The organism is Chryseobacterium subflavum, assembly GCF_055762745.1.
On the sequence record NZ_JBVTMR010000002.1, the window covers coordinates 627679 to 646256 of the forward strand.

18 protein-coding genes are annotated in these 18578 nt (G+C 35.6%); 8 read left to right on the forward strand and 10 right to left on the reverse strand.

All coding sequences use genetic code 11. The features are described 5' to 3' along the window. Window positions 1-245: 245 nt before the first annotated feature. From AC0INN_RS12190 to AC0INN_RS12210, 5 genes are all read right to left on the reverse strand, one after another. A complete protein-coding gene (locus tag AC0INN_RS12190) occupies window positions 246-2933 on the reverse strand; it encodes a TonB-dependent receptor domain-containing protein (protein ID WP_273650426.1) in 2688 nt (895 codons plus the stop codon). 68 nt (window positions 2934-3001) lie between these two features. Continuing rightward, complete coding sequence (locus tag AC0INN_RS12195; protein ID WP_228457014.1) at window positions 3002-3292, reverse strand: hypothetical protein; 291 nt, start codon at window positions 3290-3292, stop codon at window positions 3002-3004. A gap of 91 nt (window positions 3293-3383) precedes the next feature. After that, window positions 3384-4028, reverse strand: coding sequence for a hypothetical protein (locus AC0INN_RS12200; protein WP_273650427.1), 645 nt, complete (start codon window positions 4026-4028; stop codon window positions 3384-3386). 78 nt (window positions 4029-4106) lie between these two features. Next, complete coding sequence (locus AC0INN_RS12205) at window positions 4107-4793, reverse strand: response regulator transcription factor (RefSeq protein WP_007842513.1); 687 nt, start codon at window positions 4791-4793, stop codon at window positions 4107-4109. 102 nt (window positions 4794-4895) lie between these two features. Continuing rightward, complete coding sequence (locus AC0INN_RS12210; RefSeq protein WP_172282173.1) at window positions 4896-6443, reverse strand: sensor histidine kinase; 1548 nt, start codon at window positions 6441-6443, stop codon at window positions 4896-4898. Window positions 6444-6644: 201 nt separating this feature from the next. On the opposite strand from AC0INN_RS12210, the gene AC0INN_RS12215 reads away from it, so the two are divergent. Further along, window positions 6645-7136, forward strand: a complete 492-nt coding sequence (locus AC0INN_RS12215) for an SRPBCC family protein (RefSeq protein WP_172282175.1) — start codon at window positions 6645-6647, stop codon at window positions 7134-7136. Between the two features lie 88 nt (window positions 7137-7224). Here the strand turns inward: AC0INN_RS12215 and AC0INN_RS12220 are convergent, their stop codons facing one another. From AC0INN_RS12220 to AC0INN_RS12235, 4 genes are all read right to left on the reverse strand, one after another. After that, window positions 7225-7566: a hypothetical protein gene (locus AC0INN_RS12220; RefSeq protein WP_172282177.1), complete on the reverse strand. Its 342-nt coding sequence runs from the start codon at window positions 7564-7566 to the stop codon at window positions 7225-7227. A 10-nt stretch (window positions 7567-7576) separates the two neighbouring features. Then, window positions 7577-9619 carry a S9 family peptidase gene (locus AC0INN_RS12225; protein ID WP_273650428.1) on the reverse strand — a complete coding sequence of 681 codons (2043 nt, stop codon included), beginning with the start codon at window positions 9617-9619 and terminating at the stop codon, window positions 7577-7579. Window positions 9620-9794: 175 nt separating this feature from the next. Then, window positions 9795-10535, reverse strand: a complete 741-nt coding sequence (locus AC0INN_RS12230; RefSeq protein WP_172282435.1) for a uroporphyrinogen-III synthase — start codon at window positions 10533-10535, stop codon at window positions 9795-9797. 12 nt (window positions 10536-10547) lie between these two features. After that, window positions 10548-11309, reverse strand: a complete 762-nt coding sequence (locus tag AC0INN_RS12235; RefSeq protein ID WP_273650429.1) for a DUF4271 domain-containing protein — start codon at window positions 11307-11309, stop codon at window positions 10548-10550. Here AC0INN_RS12235 and AC0INN_RS12240 point away from each other — a divergent pair. The 4 genes from AC0INN_RS12240 to AC0INN_RS12255 are packed head-to-tail and all read left to right on the forward strand — an operon-like array spanning window position 11293 to window position 14683. Further along, window positions 11293-12009 carry a polyprenol monophosphomannose synthase gene (locus AC0INN_RS12240; protein WP_172282183.1) on the forward strand — a complete coding sequence of 239 codons (717 nt, stop codon included), beginning with the start codon at window positions 11293-11295 and terminating at the stop codon, window positions 12007-12009. The genes AC0INN_RS12235 and AC0INN_RS12240 overlap by 17 nt on opposite strands. Further along, window positions 12006-12374 carry a DUF4296 domain-containing protein gene (locus AC0INN_RS12245; RefSeq protein WP_172282185.1) on the forward strand — a complete coding sequence of 123 codons (369 nt, stop codon included), beginning with the start codon at window positions 12006-12008 and terminating at the stop codon, window positions 12372-12374. Before AC0INN_RS12240 ends, AC0INN_RS12245 begins: the two co-directional genes overlap by 4 nt. Window positions 12375-12430: 56 nt before the next feature. After that, entirely contained in the window at window positions 12431-13561 is a 1131-nt protein-coding gene (gene tgt, locus AC0INN_RS12250) for a tRNA guanosine(34) transglycosylase Tgt (RefSeq protein ID WP_273650430.1), read from the forward strand. Between the two features lie 9 nt (window positions 13562-13570). Further along, window positions 13571-14683: an LptF/LptG family permease gene (locus tag AC0INN_RS12255; protein ID WP_172282189.1), complete on the forward strand. Its 1113-nt coding sequence runs from the start codon at window positions 13571-13573 to the stop codon at window positions 14681-14683. Here AC0INN_RS12255 and AC0INN_RS12260 read toward each other — a convergent pair. Continuing rightward, window positions 14677-15390, reverse strand: a complete 714-nt coding sequence (locus tag AC0INN_RS12260) for a biotin--[acetyl-CoA-carboxylase] ligase (protein WP_306613405.1) — start codon at window positions 15388-15390, stop codon at window positions 14677-14679. The two genes, AC0INN_RS12255 and AC0INN_RS12260, sit on opposite strands and share 7 nt — an antisense overlap. Before the next feature lie 87 nt (window positions 15391-15477). On the opposite strand from AC0INN_RS12260, the gene rsfS reads away from it, so the two are divergent. The 3 genes from rsfS to AC0INN_RS12275 all read left to right on the forward strand — a co-directional run bounded on the left by rsfS (window position 15478) and on the right by AC0INN_RS12275 (window position 18567). Continuing rightward, on the forward strand, window positions 15478-15846 hold the full coding sequence (gene rsfS, locus AC0INN_RS12265; RefSeq protein WP_172282203.1) for a ribosome silencing factor: 369 nt from the start codon (window positions 15478-15480) through the stop codon (window positions 15844-15846). Window positions 15847-15861: 15 nt separating this feature from the next. After that, a complete protein-coding gene (gene ftsH, locus AC0INN_RS12270) occupies window positions 15862-17850 on the forward strand; it encodes an ATP-dependent zinc metalloprotease FtsH (RefSeq protein ID WP_172282205.1) in 1989 nt (662 codons plus the stop codon). A gap of 135 nt (window positions 17851-17985) precedes the next feature. Next, on the forward strand, window positions 17986-18567 hold the full coding sequence (locus AC0INN_RS12275) for an LUD domain-containing protein (protein WP_306613407.1): 582 nt from the start codon (window positions 17986-17988) through the stop codon (window positions 18565-18567). Window positions 18568-18578: the final 11 nt, after the last annotated feature.

Sequence of the window (18578 nt, forward strand, 5' to 3'; positions counted from 1 at the left end):
AGTGTAAATATATAAAATTTTTAATGTAAATAGATTTTTTAAGTATTTTTTTGTTCTTTGTTTGTAAAATGGCAAAATCGGAGATTTGCAAAATTGTCATTTAATGCCTTAGCTCACCTTTGTCAACGGAGAAGGAACCACATTTTAATCTTGAAAAAATGTCCGTACCGATAAAATTTTATTCCAAAATAAAGGCAGCATTTGGATTAATGCTGCCTATTATATTTAAAAACTTATCGGTATTTTTAGAATGTCACATCCAGACCTACATAAAAATTAGCTTTCATAATAGGAGCGTAGAGCATTCCACCATCAAAATAATTCCCGAAAGGATTTTTAAAATCGATGATCGCATTCTTCTGATAGTAAGAGGTTAAGTTTTCGCCTCCAACATAGGCTCTCAGTTTTTTATTGAAATTTCTAGAAATCTGTGCATTCAAAATAGTATAAGATTCGGAATAACCGGGTAATTGAAACTCGGTTGGATTGCCCGATGTGTCCGGTAGTCTTTGCTTTCCAACCCAATTCAGAGTCGTATCAAAACTCCAGAAGCCACCCTTATCACTTTTGTTCGTAGAATAAGCAAGATTTACAAATCCGCGATTTTTAGCCATAAAAGGAATTTCCCTTCTTCCGTCAAGATAATCTGCCTGAACGTCATAATATTTGTAGGCAGCTTTTACTTCAAAGTTTTTAATCGGAATAAAATCCCACTGTATCTGCAAACTATTGGCAAAAGATTTTCCTTCCAAATTATAGAATACAAGCTGCTGTGGAGATCGGTCAAGGTCAACCATCACCTGATTCTGAAAATCTGTTCTGAAAAAGTCGGCAACGATGGAAGATTTTCTTCCGAAAATTTTAAACTCCTGCTGTAAACTTGCTCCATAATTCCATGCAATTTCAGGTTTTAATCCGTAAATATCTCCGCCATTTTGTATAATTTGAATCGTTCTGTTCGATGCAAAGTACTGTTGATTTTCCGCAAAAACCGAAGCCGTTCTAAAACCTCTTCCTGCTGACAACCTTAAAATGGTTTGTGGAGTGAAATCATATTTAAAGTTCATCCTTGGTGTAAACTGTGTTCCAGCCAGGTTGTGGAAGTCTACTCTTGCTCCGGCTACCAAAGTATATTTTAATCCTGTTAAGGTATATTCGGCAAAAGCTCCAGGTACGATTTCATTTCTTTTGTATGGAGTTGTAAGATAGGTTTCATCATAACCGTCATACATAAAACTGGCTCCGGCTTTATATTTGTGATTCGTATTCCCGATAATACTCTCAAAAATTAAATTGGAATAAAAAGTATTCTGTTTACCTGAATAATTTCTCAACCCGAAAAAGCTATCCTGCTGATGGTATACATACTGATTCATCCAGCCTATACTTTGATAAGGTTTACCTTTAAAAACATATCCGGTCTTGTTCCATACCTGAAATCTCGAAATATCAATTCCAACCCCGTACGGGCTTTGCTTATCCTGAGACAGCCTTTTATCAAAATCGGTCTGGCCTGCTGTTCTGTTATCCTTCACGAAATTAATTCCGAAGTGAGATCCAAAACCGGATTTTTCCAGGTCATTATAATTAAGCAAATATGCTGCATTGATTTGTGTCCCTTTCGGACGGTCAAGAAATCCGTCATTATTCATATCCGTATTTCCGAAAGTTCCATTTCCATGTAATAAGAAAGTCTGAGACCATTTCTCATTAATAGGAGATACACTCGTTATATTTGCCTCTGCTCTCCCGTTGAAATCAGAAAAAAGATTGAGTGATGTTTCCGGAGTCTTGGCATTTTTTAGAAGTTCGGTATTGATTTGCCCGGTAATACTTTCATACCCATTGGTTACCGTACTTCCTCCTTTTGTAAGTTGGATGCTTTCGATCCATCTGCCGGGAATAAAATTCAGCCCATAAGCGGAAGCCAAACCTCTGATCTCCGGTAAAAGTTCCTTGGTTAGGCTGGTGTATTTCTGATCAAGACCCAGCATTTTAAGCTGTTTCGTGCCTGTTACAGCATTACTGAAGGAAACATCTACAGTAGCATTTGTTTCAAAACTTTCCGAGAGATTACAACAGGCTGCTTTCAACAATTCCTTTTTGTCAATATTAAAAACTAGGCCTGCTTCGTTTTTGCTTAATGAAGTTGAAGCTTTCGACGCGGATAATTTTACTTCCTCAATCTTTTTTTCATGATGATCGTGGTTCTCGTTTTCCGCAGATACATTATTGTTACCGGACATTGTTTTTTCATCTTCTTCAAAATGAACGTTAGGTCCTTTTTCTCCCAACGCTACAGTTCTGTCGTAAAGGCAACATGAGGGAAGATTGTTATAAACGTTCTCTGTTGAAGTATACTTTTCGTTGTCATGCCCAACATCAGCAATCTTTTTTAAAATTTTATCTGCAGAAGTTTTGTTGCTGTCAAAGTTTAAAACAACAGTTTGTTTCTCAGCGCTCCAATTTGCAGAAGTAGCACCGGCATCTTTTGCTGCTTTTTCAATTCTTGCTTTACATGATGCACAATTTCCTTTGACATAAAATTCATTGTCAGCTTTGGATTTTTGTACTACCGTGCTTGTACTTGCATTGGACGGTTGAAGAGTTCTCTCGTAATGACAGCAGTCAGGAAGACTTTGATACACTTCATCAGTAGCTTTGAATTTCTCATTGTCGTGTCCCGCTTCAGCTACCTTTTTAAGAATGTCATCCGGAGAAACATTTCCTTCTGTTTCTAATGTTAAAGTTTGAGAATCTATAGAATATCTTGCCGCTTTTGCCCCTGCTTTTTTTGCTGAGGTTTCTATTCTTTCTTTACACATTTCACAGTTTCCTTTTACCTGAAACTGGCTTTTAAGATTTTGGGCAAATATAAAGGGTGCAGATAATAAGCATAATCCAAGAATTATCCTGGAAATAAATAATTTCATTTTGTTTAAAATTTAGATTAATTAAAAAATAGTCCATTAGCGCTCTAATGAACCTGCTGTATTTTTAATTAAGCTAGCTTTGGCGGTTCCCAAATCTCTTTTAAACGATCCGAAAGATGAGGATCACAATATTGGAAAAGTAATTTTTTATTGGCTTTATAGTATGATAATTCCAATAGAAAACCTTTGGAAAAAGGAGTTTCTATATATGAAAAACAAGCCACACATGTTGAACAGCAATCATCGTTGCAAGATGATTTTGATTTTTCGTGTTCTTTAGATGATTTTGATTGATGGTTCTTACAGCAGTCGTCTTTTTTAGCGTCCGCCTTACAGCAGGTCTGCTGGGTTGACATCATATAGAAGTTATCTTTAGGAATCAAGAAAATTCCTAAGCAGAAGATAAGGGTTATGATCTGAAATAACTTCACGATGGCAAAATTACAAAAATTATGGTAATGGATCACCTACTTTTACAGAACAATTGTGAAAAGGCTCTCCGTGAGCGGGGTTTAATTTCGGTTTCTCACCAGTTGCCAGACTTTGTTCAGGAGCTGAAACGGGAGTGTTTTGTACAGCATTTTGAACAGGCTGTGGAAGCGGTTTACTATTGAGAGGTTGTCCTACAGGAATATCACAGCGATGTCCCGGTTGTCCGTGAGGTGGATTCATGCCCGGAGCAGTTTTTACCGCCTTTCCTGTTTTATTATCCACCGTAAATTTTCCTGGTTTTAGTGAATTGGGATCGATTTGTATCGTTTGAGATCCATTATTATTTACCACAACATTTTGAGTGGTCTGGGCCTGAGCCGGTTTGCTGTTTAATGGCTGTCCTACAGGGATATCACAACGGTGTCCCGGTTGTCCGTGGGGTGGATTCATTCCCGGAGCGGTAACAGGTGGAGCTGAATTTACAGGTTGCACATTGCTCTTTATGCCTGCCTGATCTAAAATAGAAGCTTTTGGAGTATTATTAACAGCTAATGCAGGCTGCTGAATGGATGCCTCTTCTTTAATGTAAGTTGCTCTTTCATCTTTTTTACAGGAAACAGTAAGCAGAGAAAAAGCAGCAAGACCTAAAAATATATTTTTCATATCCTATCGTATAAAACAAAATTAGCAAAACATTTTCAATTGTTTTGCTAATTTTATATTTATAATCTTCTTTTGGAATTAATTCTTAACTAAAAGTCTGAATCCTTCTCCGTGAACATTGATGATTTCCAGTCCTTCATCATCTTTTAAGAGCTTACGAAGTTTTGCGATATAAACATCCATACTTCTTGCAGTAAAATAGTTTTCCTTTTTCCAGATCTTTCTCAATGCAAGGTCTCTTGGCATAAAATCATTTCTGTGGATACAAAGAAGCTTAAGCAATTCATTTTCCTTCGGAGAAAGTTTGTATTCTTTGTCACCTACTCTTAATTGTCTCAGCATGGAATCAAAGAAAATATTGCTGATCTTAAACTGTTCCTGTTCTTCATTTTCCAGGGTTGAGCTTCTCTGAAGAATTGCCTTAATCTTGTATAAAAGTAATTCCGTATCAAATGGTTTTGTAATATAATCATCTGCCCCCAACTGATATCCTTTCAGGATGTCTTCCCTCATATTTCTTGCTGTAAGGAAAATGATAGGAGTATTTTTATCTATTTTTTTTACATCTTCTGCCAATGAAAACCCGTCTTTCTTAGGCATCATCACGTCGAAAATACAAATGTCAAATTCATTTTCTGTGAATTCTTTGAGCCCCTGCTCTCCATCTGTTGCAAGAGTTACTTCAAAATTATTGATGGTTAAATAATCTTTCAAAACAGCTCCGAAACTCTGATCGTCTTCTACTAATAATATTCTGTTGCTCATAATTTTAAAAATTAAAAATTAATAATAAGAATGAACTTCCTCACTCTCTCTTCTTTTATATTTGTTATTTGGTTTATCTTTTATTGCTTCCTGTCTATTCTTCTATGTCATGGGAAGTTTTATCGTGAACACACTTCCTTCTCCCTTATGTGATTCCACGATAATCTGGCCCTTATGAAGTTCTACAATTTTTTTAACGTACGAAAGCCCTAATCCCTGACCTTTTACATTATGGATATTTCCCGTTTCTTCTCTAAAGAATTTTTCAAAGATTTTAGTTTTATTCTGTGTTTCCATACCCATTCCTTTATCGGAAATTTCAATCACATAGAAGTTGCCTTCATTTTTTGTTTTGATTTTGATATCCGGTGTATCAGGAGAATATTTGTTGGCGTTATCCAGTAAATTCACCAGCATATTGGAAATATGGAACTCATCGATCTTAAAAGTATATCTGTCAGCAGTAAACTCTTCCGTCAGTGAACCGTTTCTCTGTGCTACAATAAGATTAAATGATTCTGTCGTTTTTTTGATCAGTTCTCTTACATTGGTTTCTTTGAGGAACAGATTAACTTCATTTCTTTCAAGCTTCGACATATTAAGGACATTCTCCACCTGTTTTTTCATCCGAAGATTTTCCTGCTTGATCAGGTTGGAATAATATCTTACCTTTTCCGGATTAGTGGCAATTTTGTCATTCGCCAGAGAATCCGTAGCAACGGAAATAGTAGCTAAAGGAGTTTTGAACTCATGCGACATATTATTGATGAAATCCGTTTTTATTTCTGCCAGTTTCTTTTGTCTCATCATATAGTTGATGGAGATGATGTAGATTCCCAATATCGTAAGCAAAGAAAGGAAGGTTCCCAAAAGCATCGGCCAGTTATTCATGGCTAAGGAATATTCTTTTTTAGGGAAAACCAATGCCAGGCTGTATAAAGTACGGTCCTTTTTGTCTGTAAAAAGGGGATAGCTATATGTATTATTATCCTTTTTCTCTTTATATACTTTGTTAAAAACACTTGTGAGTTTATTGTTTTTATCAGTAACCCCGAAACCAAACTTTGCGGTAATGCCTTTCATTTTCAGTTCTTTGGCAAGAACAGAATCCAGAATAGCATCATCCACTCTTTTAGTAATCGGAAGGTTATTTCCATATACTTTGGCAAACTCCTTCATAGAGTAATCTCCGCTTTCTATATCCTGATTAATGTCAGCCGTAAGGAGTTCCCGGTTGGTGGTATCTCTTTTCAGTTTGTAAGCGGCTTCGTCCGTATATAAGGTTGTCAGCTTTAATGAATCTCCTTTCTGAGAAATGGGAAGCTGTGTTTTTTCAATGATATTTTTAGAATAAATAATCTGCCTCTGAGCCCCAGAATCCTCTACCTGCTGGATCGTAGTTAAAGAAGGTTGATTATTATTGGAAATGACATTTTTTCTGAAATTTTTAAAATCTTCATTCAGGTACTTTTCCACTTCAATTTCAGAGATATTTTTTGCTGTATTTTCTAAAGCCGCATAGACTTTATTCGAAAAATCTTGTTCTAAAGCATTATAATATCCTTTCAACCAATAAAATTGGAGTGTAACAAAGACAATCAATGATATTGTCATAAACACTGAAATTATTGGGATGAATTTATTATTCATTAGCTTGTTTTAGGTTGTTCGGAATGATGAATGTTAAAATTAATTGTTTTCAGACTTGATAAACAAAAAACGAGCCAAAAAATTGTATTTTTTTTCTTAAAACCATGTTTTTTAACAATTTTTTTATAAATCAAAAATAACTTGTCTTATGAAAAGCCTCACCTACAAATAAAGAAGTAAGTTTGTTAAAAATAATTACGTATGGAATCAAATATCATTTTTAACAAAGATTTTGACGCAAACAGCATTTATGTAATGATTATTTACAAAGCTGATGTTTCAAAAGTGTGGGATTATTTTACCAAATCCGAATTATTAGACCAATGGTGGGCTCCAAAACCCTGGAAATGTGAAACGGTAAAAATGGATTTTAAAGAGAATGGAATCTGGCATTATGCAATGATAGGTCCCGAAGGGGAAAAAATGTATGGACAGCTTAAATATGGGGAAATTATGGAACACAGAAGCTTCGATGGGATAGATGCTTTTTGTGATGAAAACGGAAATATTAATAATGATTTTCCGCAAGCCCAATGGCTGATCGGATTCACTGGAATTGAAGAGGGAACGAAAGTAACAATCAACATCCATTTCGAATCCCAGGAGGCTTTAAAGAAACATCTTGAAATGGGCTTTGAAGAAGGATTTAAAATGGGCTTGAGTCAACTTCACGAAGTTTTGGCCGTTCATTAATATTGAATGACATATGTTCAACAATTAAGAAATTATATTAAAAACGAAAATATGGCAGTTTAAAATGATTAACTGCCACATTTCAATTTTAAAGAAGCTCCTCATCCTGAAAATATTGGATGATGGCCTTTTTCATTAATAAGGTTTGCTCATTAGCCCTAAGTTCAGGAAGGTCCTCTAATTTGTCAAATTGGGGCCATCCATCTTCATAATGCGTAAACTTATAGTAGCCAAAGGGCTCCAGTAATCTGCAAACTGCAATATGAAGAATATTGAGTTTGTCATCTTTTGAATATTTTTGATGACCACTTCCAAGTTCCTGAAGTCCAATCAGAAACAATAAAGTTTCAATGGGAGGATTTTTTTCAGTCTGAAAGTTATCTTCAAAAAACTGTTCTATTTTTTTCCAGTATTCAGATTCGTTAATCATAATTTATACATTATCTTTTATCAATCATCAACAGGAACGCATATTCTAATGCATCTTCTTTTAATGATTCAAATCTTCCACTTGCTCCTCCATGTCCTGCACTCATATCGGTTTTGAAAAGTAAAAGATTCTGGTCTGTTTTCAGTTCTCTCAGCTTGGCAGTCCATTTTGCAGGTTCCCAATATTGTACCTGGGAATCATGCAGTCCTGTGGTGATGAGCATATTCGGGTAATCTTTAGCTTCTACGTTATCATACGGGGAATATTCCTTCATATAATGATAATATTCTTCATCATTAGGATTTCCCCATTCGTCATATTCTCCCGTGGTCAATGGGATGGTTTCATCCAGCATTGTGGTTACCACATCTACAAAAGGGACTTGCGCAACAATACCGTTAAACAGGTTAGGTTCATAGTTAACTACAGCCCCTACCAATAATCCTCCGGCACTTCCTCCCATTGCATAAAGATGCCTGGATGAAGTGTAATTTTCTTTGATCAGGTATTTTCCGGCATCTATAAAATCAAAGAAGGTATTCTTTTTAAATAACATTTTACCATCTTCATACCATTCTCTTCCCAGGTATTCACCACCGCGGACATGAGCAATTGCATAGATAAAGCCTCTGTCCAAAATAGATAACCTGACATTTGAAAAGCTGGCATCTACGGTATGTCCATAGCTTCCGTATCCATAAAGCAGTAGGGGAGTATTTTCTGATTTTTCTGTGTCTTTATGGTAAACCAGTGAAATAGGAATTTTTGTTTTTCCATCTCTTGAATCCGCCCATATTCTCTCCGAGATATAATTTTCAGGGAAAAATTTGCCTCCTAAAACCTCCTGCTGCTTGAGAAGTACGGTGGTTTTGTTTTTCATGTTGTATTCGTAAGTGGAACTTGGTTGGGTTAAAGATGTATAACCGTATCGTAAAATTTCCGTATCGAACTCCAGATTGATTCCAATATAGGCTGTGTAAGTAGGATCTGAGAAAGGAAGATAATAGGCTTCCTGAGTTTTTTCGTCTATGATTTTTATCTGTAACAAACCTTGCTCTCTTTCTTCAAGGACAAGGTAGTCTTTAAATATTTCGAACCCTTCAAGCAGGACTTCAGCACGGTGGGGAATTACATCTACCCAGTTTTCCATCCCGCAGTTGTCAATTTTAGTTTTTACAAGCTTAAAATTGAACGCATCATCAGCATTGGTGATGATATAGAATTCGTCTTCATAATGCTCAACGGAGTACTCAAGATCATCTATTCTGGGCTGTATAATTTTCCATTCAGCGAAGACATCATCAGATGGAATGAACCGGTGTTCATCAGAGATAGTGCTTGAACTTGCAATGAATATATATTGCAAAGATTTTGTTTTAAAGACATTTACATCAAAGGTATCATCCTTTTCATGGAAGATCAAAACATCTTCCGATGACTCAGTTCCCAGTTGATGTCTGTATACCTGGAACGCACGTAAGCTCTCATCTTTTCTGATGTAGAAAACATGTTGGTTATCATTTCCCCAGACAGCCTTTCCTGTTGTATTTTCTATTTTATCCGAAAGGATTTCTCCTGTTTCCAGATTTTTGAAATTGATGGAATATATTCTTCTTCCGACATTGTCAGATGAAAAAGAGGCGATCTTATTACTCGGGCTTACTGCAACACTTCCAACTTCGAAAAAGCTTTCTCCTTCAGCAAGGATATTTACATCGAGTACAATTTCCTCAGGGTTATCAAGGGTTTTATATTTTCTGCAAAAAATAGGATATTCCTTTCCCTCCTCATAACGAACCATGTACCAGTATTCATTAAAAAAATAAGGAAGTGATTCATCATCTTTTTTATAGCGGGACTTCATCTCCTCATAAAGCTCTTCCTGAAAATCTTCCGTTTCCTTCATCATGAAATCTGCGTAAGCATTTTCCTGTTCGATGTATTCTATGACTTCGGGATTTTCTCTTTCATTGAGCCAGAAATAATTATCAGTTCTTTTGTCTCCGTGTATTTCGAGTATTTTTTCTATTTTTTTTGGCTGGGGAGCTTTCATCCGGTAGTTTGATTTTTATAGGTCTGTGAATCATGTGGAATGCCATATCAATTTTTCACTATAGAAATATGAATAAGGCATTTCATTCAATATTAATTCTTGTTCAAATGTAATTAAAAAAAAGCCATCTTTCCTTTAATCGAAAAGACGGCTGTTTTATGTAAAATATTAAAACCTATTTATGAAGGCTTTTAATATATTTTTCAAGTGCCATTGTCATAGATGGTGTTTCCTTGGTAGGAGCCATTACATCTACTCTCAATCCTGCTTCTTCGGCTGCATTTAAAGTCGTGTTTCCAAAAACGGCAATTTTGGTTTCATCTTGTTTAAAATCCTCAAAGTTCATTTGAAGCGACTTAATTCCTTGCGGACTGAAGAATATCAGCATATCATAATCTTTAATGTTGATATCACTCAGATCACTGCATACCGTTCTGTACATGATAGCTCTTGTCCAGTCAATATTTGCCGCATCTAATGTTTTAACGATATCAGGACTTAAAACATCTGAAGAAGGCAATAAATATTTTTCTGTAGGAAACTTTTTGAAAAGAGGCAGCAAGTCTGAGAAGTTTTTCTCCCCAAAGCTGATTTTTCTCTTTCTGTAGACAATGTGCTTTTGAAGGTAGTTCGCAATTGCTTCGGACTGGCAGATATATCTCATGGTATCCGGGACTGCAAAACGCAGTTCCTCTGCTAATCTGAAGTAATGGTCTATAGCATTTTTACTGGTAAAGATGATGCCAGTATATTGCGTAAGATCTATTTTTTGTGTCCTAAGTTCTTTATTGTCAACCCCCTCTACATGGATGAACGGACGGAAATCGATCTTTATTTTTTCCTTCTTCGCTATATCCAAATATGGAGAAGACTCACTAGGCGCTGGTTGAGAAACCAATATAGACTTTATTCTCATCATTGACTTTTATTAAAAAAATAACAATTTCCAAAGCAACAATAATGGTGCGATTTGGAGGGTGCAAATATACAAAAATTTATAATACCATTTTTCAGGTAAGACCTTGTTCTTGTGAAATAAATAGAAAAAAACTTTAAAAATAAACACAAAAGAAAAGAATATCAAATAGTAAGAAAATATTTTATTTCTGTCGACTGGGAAATAATAGTGGGTTATACACAGAATTATTAGTAAAAAAGACAAAATGAAATAAAATTTAGTGGAGGTAAAATAAAAAATAAGCCATTTTTTAGTGTCACCTATACTTTGGTAAAATAAAAATCCTAAAGTTGATTTTATTAAATAAAAAATACTGATTGCAAATAGACAATATCCAAATTTGTTCATCTGATATCCTAAAATCTGTAGGTCGGCAATATATTTAGGAACAATTGGAATGTATTGAGATAGAAGTACAGCCAGGGTGAGGGTGGCCACACAGGAAGTTATTATCCAGCTTGCTAAATTATTACTGGCATCAAAATATTTTTGAAGAAGGAAATCTTTTAGATTGGCTCCTCTTTCTACAATATTCATCATAAAAAGGTACAAAAATATGCAGCCCAGCAATATAAAGATTACCCAATCATTGTTTTCAGGAATCCTTACATGGTTTACGAAGTTTTGTGATAATAGCAATCGATTGTTTTTTGCAAAATTATAGAATATTTTGTATAAAATAAAAAGGTTAAATAAACTATCTTTGCAAACTGAAATGAAAAAACTTGTCATTATTCCAACTTATAACGAAAAGGAAAATATTGAAAATATTATTTCCGCGGTTTTTGCATTGGAAGATGACTTTCATATTCTTGTGGTGGACGACTCTTCACCGGATGGAACAGCCACCATTGTAAAGGAGCTTCAAAGAAGGTTTCCCCATTCTTTACATTTATCCGTAAGGCACGTGAAAGATGGTTTAGGAAAAGCTTACATCCATGGATTTAAATGGGCTCTTCAAAATAATTATGATTATATTTTTGAAATGGATGCCGATTTCTCCCATAATCCGGATGATCTTCCAAGATTGTATGAGGCTTGCTTACAGGCTGATATGGCTATTGGTTCCCGTTATTCCAAAGGAGTAAATGTGGTTAACTGGCCTATGGGCAGGGTTTTGCTATCTTATTTTGCCTCAAAGTATGTGAGGTTCATCCTGGGATTGCCTATTCATGATACAACGGCAGGCTTTGTGTGTTTTTCAAGAAAGGTTCTGGAAAATATAGATCTGGATAATGTAAGATTAAAAGGATATGGTTTTCAGATTGAAATGAAATTCAGAGCATTTAAGAAAGGCTTCAAAATTGTAGAAGTTCCTATTATTTTTACGAACCGTATTTTAGGAGAAAGTAAAATGAATGGCGGAATTATCCATGAAGCGGTTTTTGGGGTTTTAAATTTAAAATGGAAATCATTAATTAACAGATTATGAAAAAATTAATTTTTCTTTTTGTTTTGATGCTTGTATTTTCCTGTAAGAAGTACATTGATAAGCCTAAGAATCTTGTTTCTGAGGGTACAATGTCAGAGATTCTTGCTGATTTGGCAATCAATGATCAGGCTACTTTTATGTTTCAGAATACCAATCTGGAAAGCGGAACCCGCTTTGTTCTTAAAACTCATAATGTAAAGCCGGATGACTTTGTTGCAAGTTTTAAGTATTATGTGGTAGAGCAAAAGATGAGTGGGATTGCTGATGATGCTCAAAAAATATTATTAAAAAAAGATCCGAAAGCAGATCAATATGTCAAAGATAAAATCAAGAAGAATTTAAGTCCTCCTGTTTTATCAAACTAATGTAGAATGTATTCGTTGGAGATCAACCAATGATGATGAATTAATAAAATATACAAATGAAATTTTTTAATATAGAAAAAACCTCTGAAGGGAAAGCTAGGGCAGGTGAACTTATAACCGATCACGGTAAGGTTCAGACGCCTATATTTATGCCCGTAGGAACTGTTGCGAGTGTAAAAACAGTTCACCAGAGAGAATTAAAAGAAGACATTAAGGCGCAGATCATATTAGGGAATACCTACCATCTTTATTTACGTCCGGGAATGGATGTTATGCAGGAAGCCGGAGGATTACATAAATTCATGAACTGGGATCTTCCTATTCTTACGGATTCCGGAGGTTTTCAGGTTTTTTCGCTTTCAGGAAGCCGAAAGATGTCTGAAGAAGGTGTGAAATTCAAGTCGCATATCGATGGAAGTTATCATCTTTTTACTCCGGAGAAATCTATGGAAATCCAAAGACAGATCGGGGCAGATATTTTTATGGCATTTGATGAATGTACTCCTTATCCATGCGAATATAATCAGGCAAAATTATCAATGGAACTTACGCACCGTTGGTTGAAAAGATGTATTGACTGGACTGAAGAAAACCAGGAGCTCTATGGTTATAAACAGAGATTGTTTCCTATTGTTCAGGGTTCTACTTATTCCGATTTGAGAAAGATATCCGCAGAGGTGATTTCTGAGGCCGGTGCTGAAGGAAACGCAATTGGTGGACTTTCTGTAGGAGAACCTGAAGAAGAAATGTACAGAATTACAGATGAGGTAACAGATATTCTTCCTAAAGAAAAGCCAAGGTATCTTATGGGGGTAGGAACTCCCTGGAATATTTTGGAATCTATCGGCTTAGGTATCGATATGATGGATTGCGTAATGCCAACCAGAAACGCCAGAAATGCCATGCTCTTTACTTGGCAAGGGGTTATGAACCTGAAGAATGAGAAGTGGAAACGTGATTTTTCGCCTTTGGATGAGTTTGGGACAAGTTTTGTAGACAAAGAGTATTCAAAAGCATACGTTCGCCATTTATTTGTTTCTAAAGAATATTTAGGCAAGCAGATTGCATCTATCCACAATCTGGCTTTTTATTTGGATTTGGTAAAAGTTGCAAGGGAGCATATTTTGGCAGGTGATTTCTATGAATGGAAACAATCTGTTATTCCTGTTCTCAGACAAAGATTATAAAAGGAAATTATGTTTACAATTATAGACCGGTATATCATCAAAAAATATCTTGGAACTTTTGGTTTCATGCTTATATTATTGTCTATAGTTGTTTTGGTGATCGATGTTCAGCAGAAAATTCCAAGGATAGAAAATGCAACAGCAATTGATGCAAAATTAAATCTATCTTATTTTCTCGTTCATTTTTACCCGTTCTGGATCATTAATTTGGTCATGACATTCTTGTCTATTCTGGTATTTATATCGGTAATTTATTTTACCTCCAGAATGGCAAATAATACAGAAATTGTTGCTGTGATCAGTAGTGGAGCGAGTTTTCATCGCTTTGCAAAGCCCTATTTAATTACTTCTTTGTTTATTGCGTCTATATCTTTGGTTGTCAATCATTTTGTGCTCCCATGGGCAAATATCAAAAAAAATGAGCTGGAAGCTTATACTTATAATGCAGCCAATAAAGAAAAAGTTTTGGGAACAGCACCGGTAACGGCACAGCTCAGCAGAACAGAATATATTTTTATCAACTCCTGGAACAAGAGGGAGCGAAGGGGTTCCGGTTTTATATTCCAGAAATTTGATAACAACAGAAAGATGCTTTATGAACTGAAAGCTTCTGATGTGTATTGGGACCAGGATAAAAAACAATTTGTTCTCAATAATTATACTGAGAAAAATGTTAATAAAGATGATTCTGAAAAGCTGAAAAACGGAACTGAACTAAGGAAAAGCTATGGGCATGCACCTGAAGAACTTTTCCCTAATGAGCTTTTGGGGCAGAATAAAACCACTCCGGAGCTTTTAAAGTTTATCCAAAGGGAGAAAGAAAAAGGAAACAGTAACCTGAATACCCATTTAAATGAGTTGTACCAAAGGACTTCCATGCCTGTTTCTATTGTTATCCTGACATTTCTGGCTCTTTCACTTTCCTCACAAAAGAAGAGGGGAGGTTTGGGAATTAACCTGGCGATAGGTATTTCTCTTGCGTTTATCTTTGTATTCTCATTTGAGGCTTTAAAAGTAGTTTCCGAAAATAAGAGCATGTCTCCGGCTCTGGCCATGTGGTTTCCCAACCTTATTTTCTTTCCGATTGCATTATATCTTTATCTGAAAAGAGCAAATCAGTAAAGAAGTTTAATCTCTTTATGGTAAAAAGAACGAAGGCCTTCTTCCAGTTCAATCCAGATTTCTCCCTTTTCGTCGCAAAACTTTATAATGCCATTTTGTCTCTTTTTATCGATTTCAAAAACAGAGATCTCATCTTTACGGAATAAAAGATCATTGAATCGTTTCAGGATTTCTCCATCAGTCGGAATATTGCTCAGTTTTTCAATCAGGAAATCATGAAGACTTACAGTAAATTCTTCAAGGCGGAATCTCTTACCTGTAAGAACAGAAAGCGAGCTTGCGTTCGAAATTTCATCAAAATTCTCCTGTAGAACATTGAATCCTGCGCCAATGATGAAATAATTTTTTTGATTAATTTTTTTCTTTTCAATCAATATTCCAACTATTTTCTTACTTTTAAGAATAATATCATTAGGCCATTTTATCTTTACATCACATTCAGTCATATTGGCAAGGAAATCCCTGATAATAATTGCGGTATAATAATTGAACATAAAATCCGAAAGCGTGAAATGATGAGTGCTCACAGCTAATGTGTAAGCTACATTCTTTTCAGCAGTGGAAGACCATGTATTTCCATATTGCCCGCGACCTTTGGTTTGATTAAATGTATGTAAAGCAATAAAATCTGAATTTTCGTAAAGTAAAAACTTTGAAATTTCGTCATTAGTAGAAGGGCACTCTTTTAGATAGAACAGTTGGGCCATTTAAGAAAACTTTAAGACTTTAAAAGGGTAAAAGTAAGGTTAAAGTAAAGAAAAAACAATAAATTTGCAGATTATAGTATTTTTTTAATGAATAAGACAGTAGAAAAGCAAGAATTAATAGATAAAATCGTTGAAGCTATCCAGGATGTAAAAGGAGAAGACATTATGATCTTTGATCTTTCCAACATCGAAAACTCAGTAGCAGAAACGTTTGTAATATGCAGTGGAAACTCTAATACACAGGTTTCTGCATTGGCGGGGAGTGTAGAGAAGAAAGTTAGAAACGAACTTCATGACAGACCTTGGCACGTAGAAGGAACGGATAATGCAATGTGGGTTTTGGTAGACTATGTAACAGTGGTCGTTCACATATTCCAAAAGCAGGTGCGTGAGTACTATGATATTGAGGAATTGTGGGGTGATGCGAAAATCACCAAAATTGAAAATGAAATTTAATTTTAAAAAGTATAAATGAACAATAAAGGATTTAACTGGTTTTTTCCAATTGCGATCATAGCTCTTTTGTTATTTTTTGGATCCAACTTTTTAGGAGACAACAGCGCAAAAGCTATTGATGAAGACGGTTTCTTCAGAGAAATGCAATCGGGAAAAGTTCAGAATATTATTATATATAAAGACACTGAAAAGGCTGATGTATTTTTAACTCAGGCTGCTAAAACAGCAATGGTGAATAAAAACACCAAAGAAAACAATCCTTTGTCAGCATTCGATATGGCTCCTAAAGCTGATTACACAGTGAAATACGGAGATCTTCAGCTTTTCCTTCAAAAATTTGATCAGATAAAAGCAGAAAATGCGGCTATTAAAACAACTAAAGATTATGGAGCGGGTAAAAATCCTTTCATGGATATTTTATTCTCTGCATTGATATGGATTGCTATTTTAGGATTATTTTACTTCCTTCTTTTCAGAAAGATGGGTGGAGGTGGAGGTCCTGGAGGACAAATCTTCTCTATCGGTAAATCTAAGGCAAAACTTTTTGACGAAAAAGAAAGAATTCAGGTAACATTTAAAGATGTAGCAGGATTAGAGGGAGCAAAAGAAGAGGTACAAGAAGTTGTAGATTTTCTTAAAAACTCTGAAAAATATACAAAACTGGGTGGTAAAATTCCAAAAGGAGTTCTTTTGGTAGGTCCTCCGGGAACTGGTAAAACATTATTGGCGAAAGCAGTAGCCGGAGAAGCAAAAGTACCTTTCTTTTCGCTTTCGGGTTCAGACTTTGTTGAAATGTTTGTAGGAGTTGGGGCGTCAAGAGTAAGAGACCTTTTTGCTCAGGCGAAAGCTAAATCTCCTGCCATTATCTTTATTGATGAGATCGATGCTATTGGACGTGCGAGAGGAAAAAATAATTTCTCAGGAGGAAATGACGAAAGAGAAAATACCCTCAATCAACTTCTTACAGAAATGGACGGCTTCGGGACTGATACCAATGTTATTGTAATGGCTGCTACCAACAGGGCTGATATTTTAGATAAAGCCTTAATGAGGGCAGGGCGTTTTGACCGTTCAATCTTTGTAGACCTTCCGGAATTACACGAAAGAAGACAGATTTTTGATGTTCACTTAAAGAAAATCAAACTGGATGATAATGTGGACAGAGAGTTTTTAGCAAAACAGACTCCTGGTTTCAGTGGAGCCGATATTGCCAATGTTTGTAACGAGGCAGCACTGATTGCAGCAAGAAATAACCATACTTCGGTAACAAAACAGGATTTCCTTGATGCGGTAGACAGAATTATTGGTGGTCTTGAGAAGAAAAATAAAGCAATAAAACCTTCTGAAAAGAAAAGAGTTGCTTATCATGAAGCCGGTCACGCAACCATTTCATGGTTGGTAGAACACGCTTCTCCACTTTTAAAGGTAACGATCGTTCCAAGAGGACGTTCCCTGGGAGCAGCATGGTATCTTCCGGAAGAAAGGCAGCTTACTACTACTGAGCAGATGCTGGATGAAATGTGTGCAACTCTGGGAGGTAGAGCAGCAGAGCAAGTAATATTCAATAATATTTCTACCGGTGCATTATCTGACCTTGAAACAGTAACGAAAAGAGCTCAGGCTATGGTTACAATCTACGGATTGAGTCCAAATATCGGTAACATTTCGTACTATGATAGCTCAGGACAGTCGGAATACAATTTTGGAAAACCTTACTCTGAGGAAACTGCGAATAAGATTGACGTAGAGATCAAATCGATTATCGAAAATCAATATGCACGTGCAGTACAGATCCTTACAGAAAACAAAGATAAGCTGGATGCGCTGGCTGGTAAGCTTCTGGAAAAAGAGGTAATCTTCCGTGAGGATTTAGAAGAAATATTCGGTAAAAGAGCCTGGGATCCTGAATTGACGGAAAGACCGGTAACGAATACAATTCCTCTAATCAAGGATAAAGAAGAAGAAAGTGAAATTCAGGCTCCGGAAAGCCCGACTCAACTTTAAAATTCTTAAAAAATAAAAGAAATAAAACCTGGTAATTTCAAAATTGCCAGGTTTTTTCATATTTAAACGTACATTTTTGGAATCTATTATAATTTATTTTCTATTTTTGTATAAAGTTGACTAAAAAACATTAAGTTGAGTTTATTTAAAAAAATTGTAAGCAAACTAACTAACCAACCCGAGGAAGATGACAACCAAAGTTTGGAAAAGCTAGGGGATTCGCTGAAAAATGCAGATCTCGATTATAAGTTTGCGCAATTATTTACGCATTCGGGGGGATTTTTTAATTATTGTGCAGATGAAGCGGAGGCTCTACAAACTTTGAATCAAATCATTAAAATAGAGGGCATTCACAATATATTTTGTTGGGATAAGGAACTGCAGAATTTTTTGAATGTTGTAAAAACTCCCTTTACTTCAGAGCTGGAACATTCCAACGATGCTGCATTTATAACCTGTGAATATCTTATTGCTTACGACGGAAGAATTATGCTGTCTCACAATAACATTCTCCATTATCATTCGTCGAGACTACCCAGTAAGATTATTATCATGGCTAACGTATCTCAGATCGTTAATAACCTGAATGATGCCATGGGAAAAATAAAGCGTAATGGGAATATTAAAAACCTGACTTCAATCAGCGGAAGCCAGTCAAAATTAGATACATCCTCTAATTCCAATACAAAACTGTTTTTATTGCTGCTTGAAGATTAAGCATCAATTTC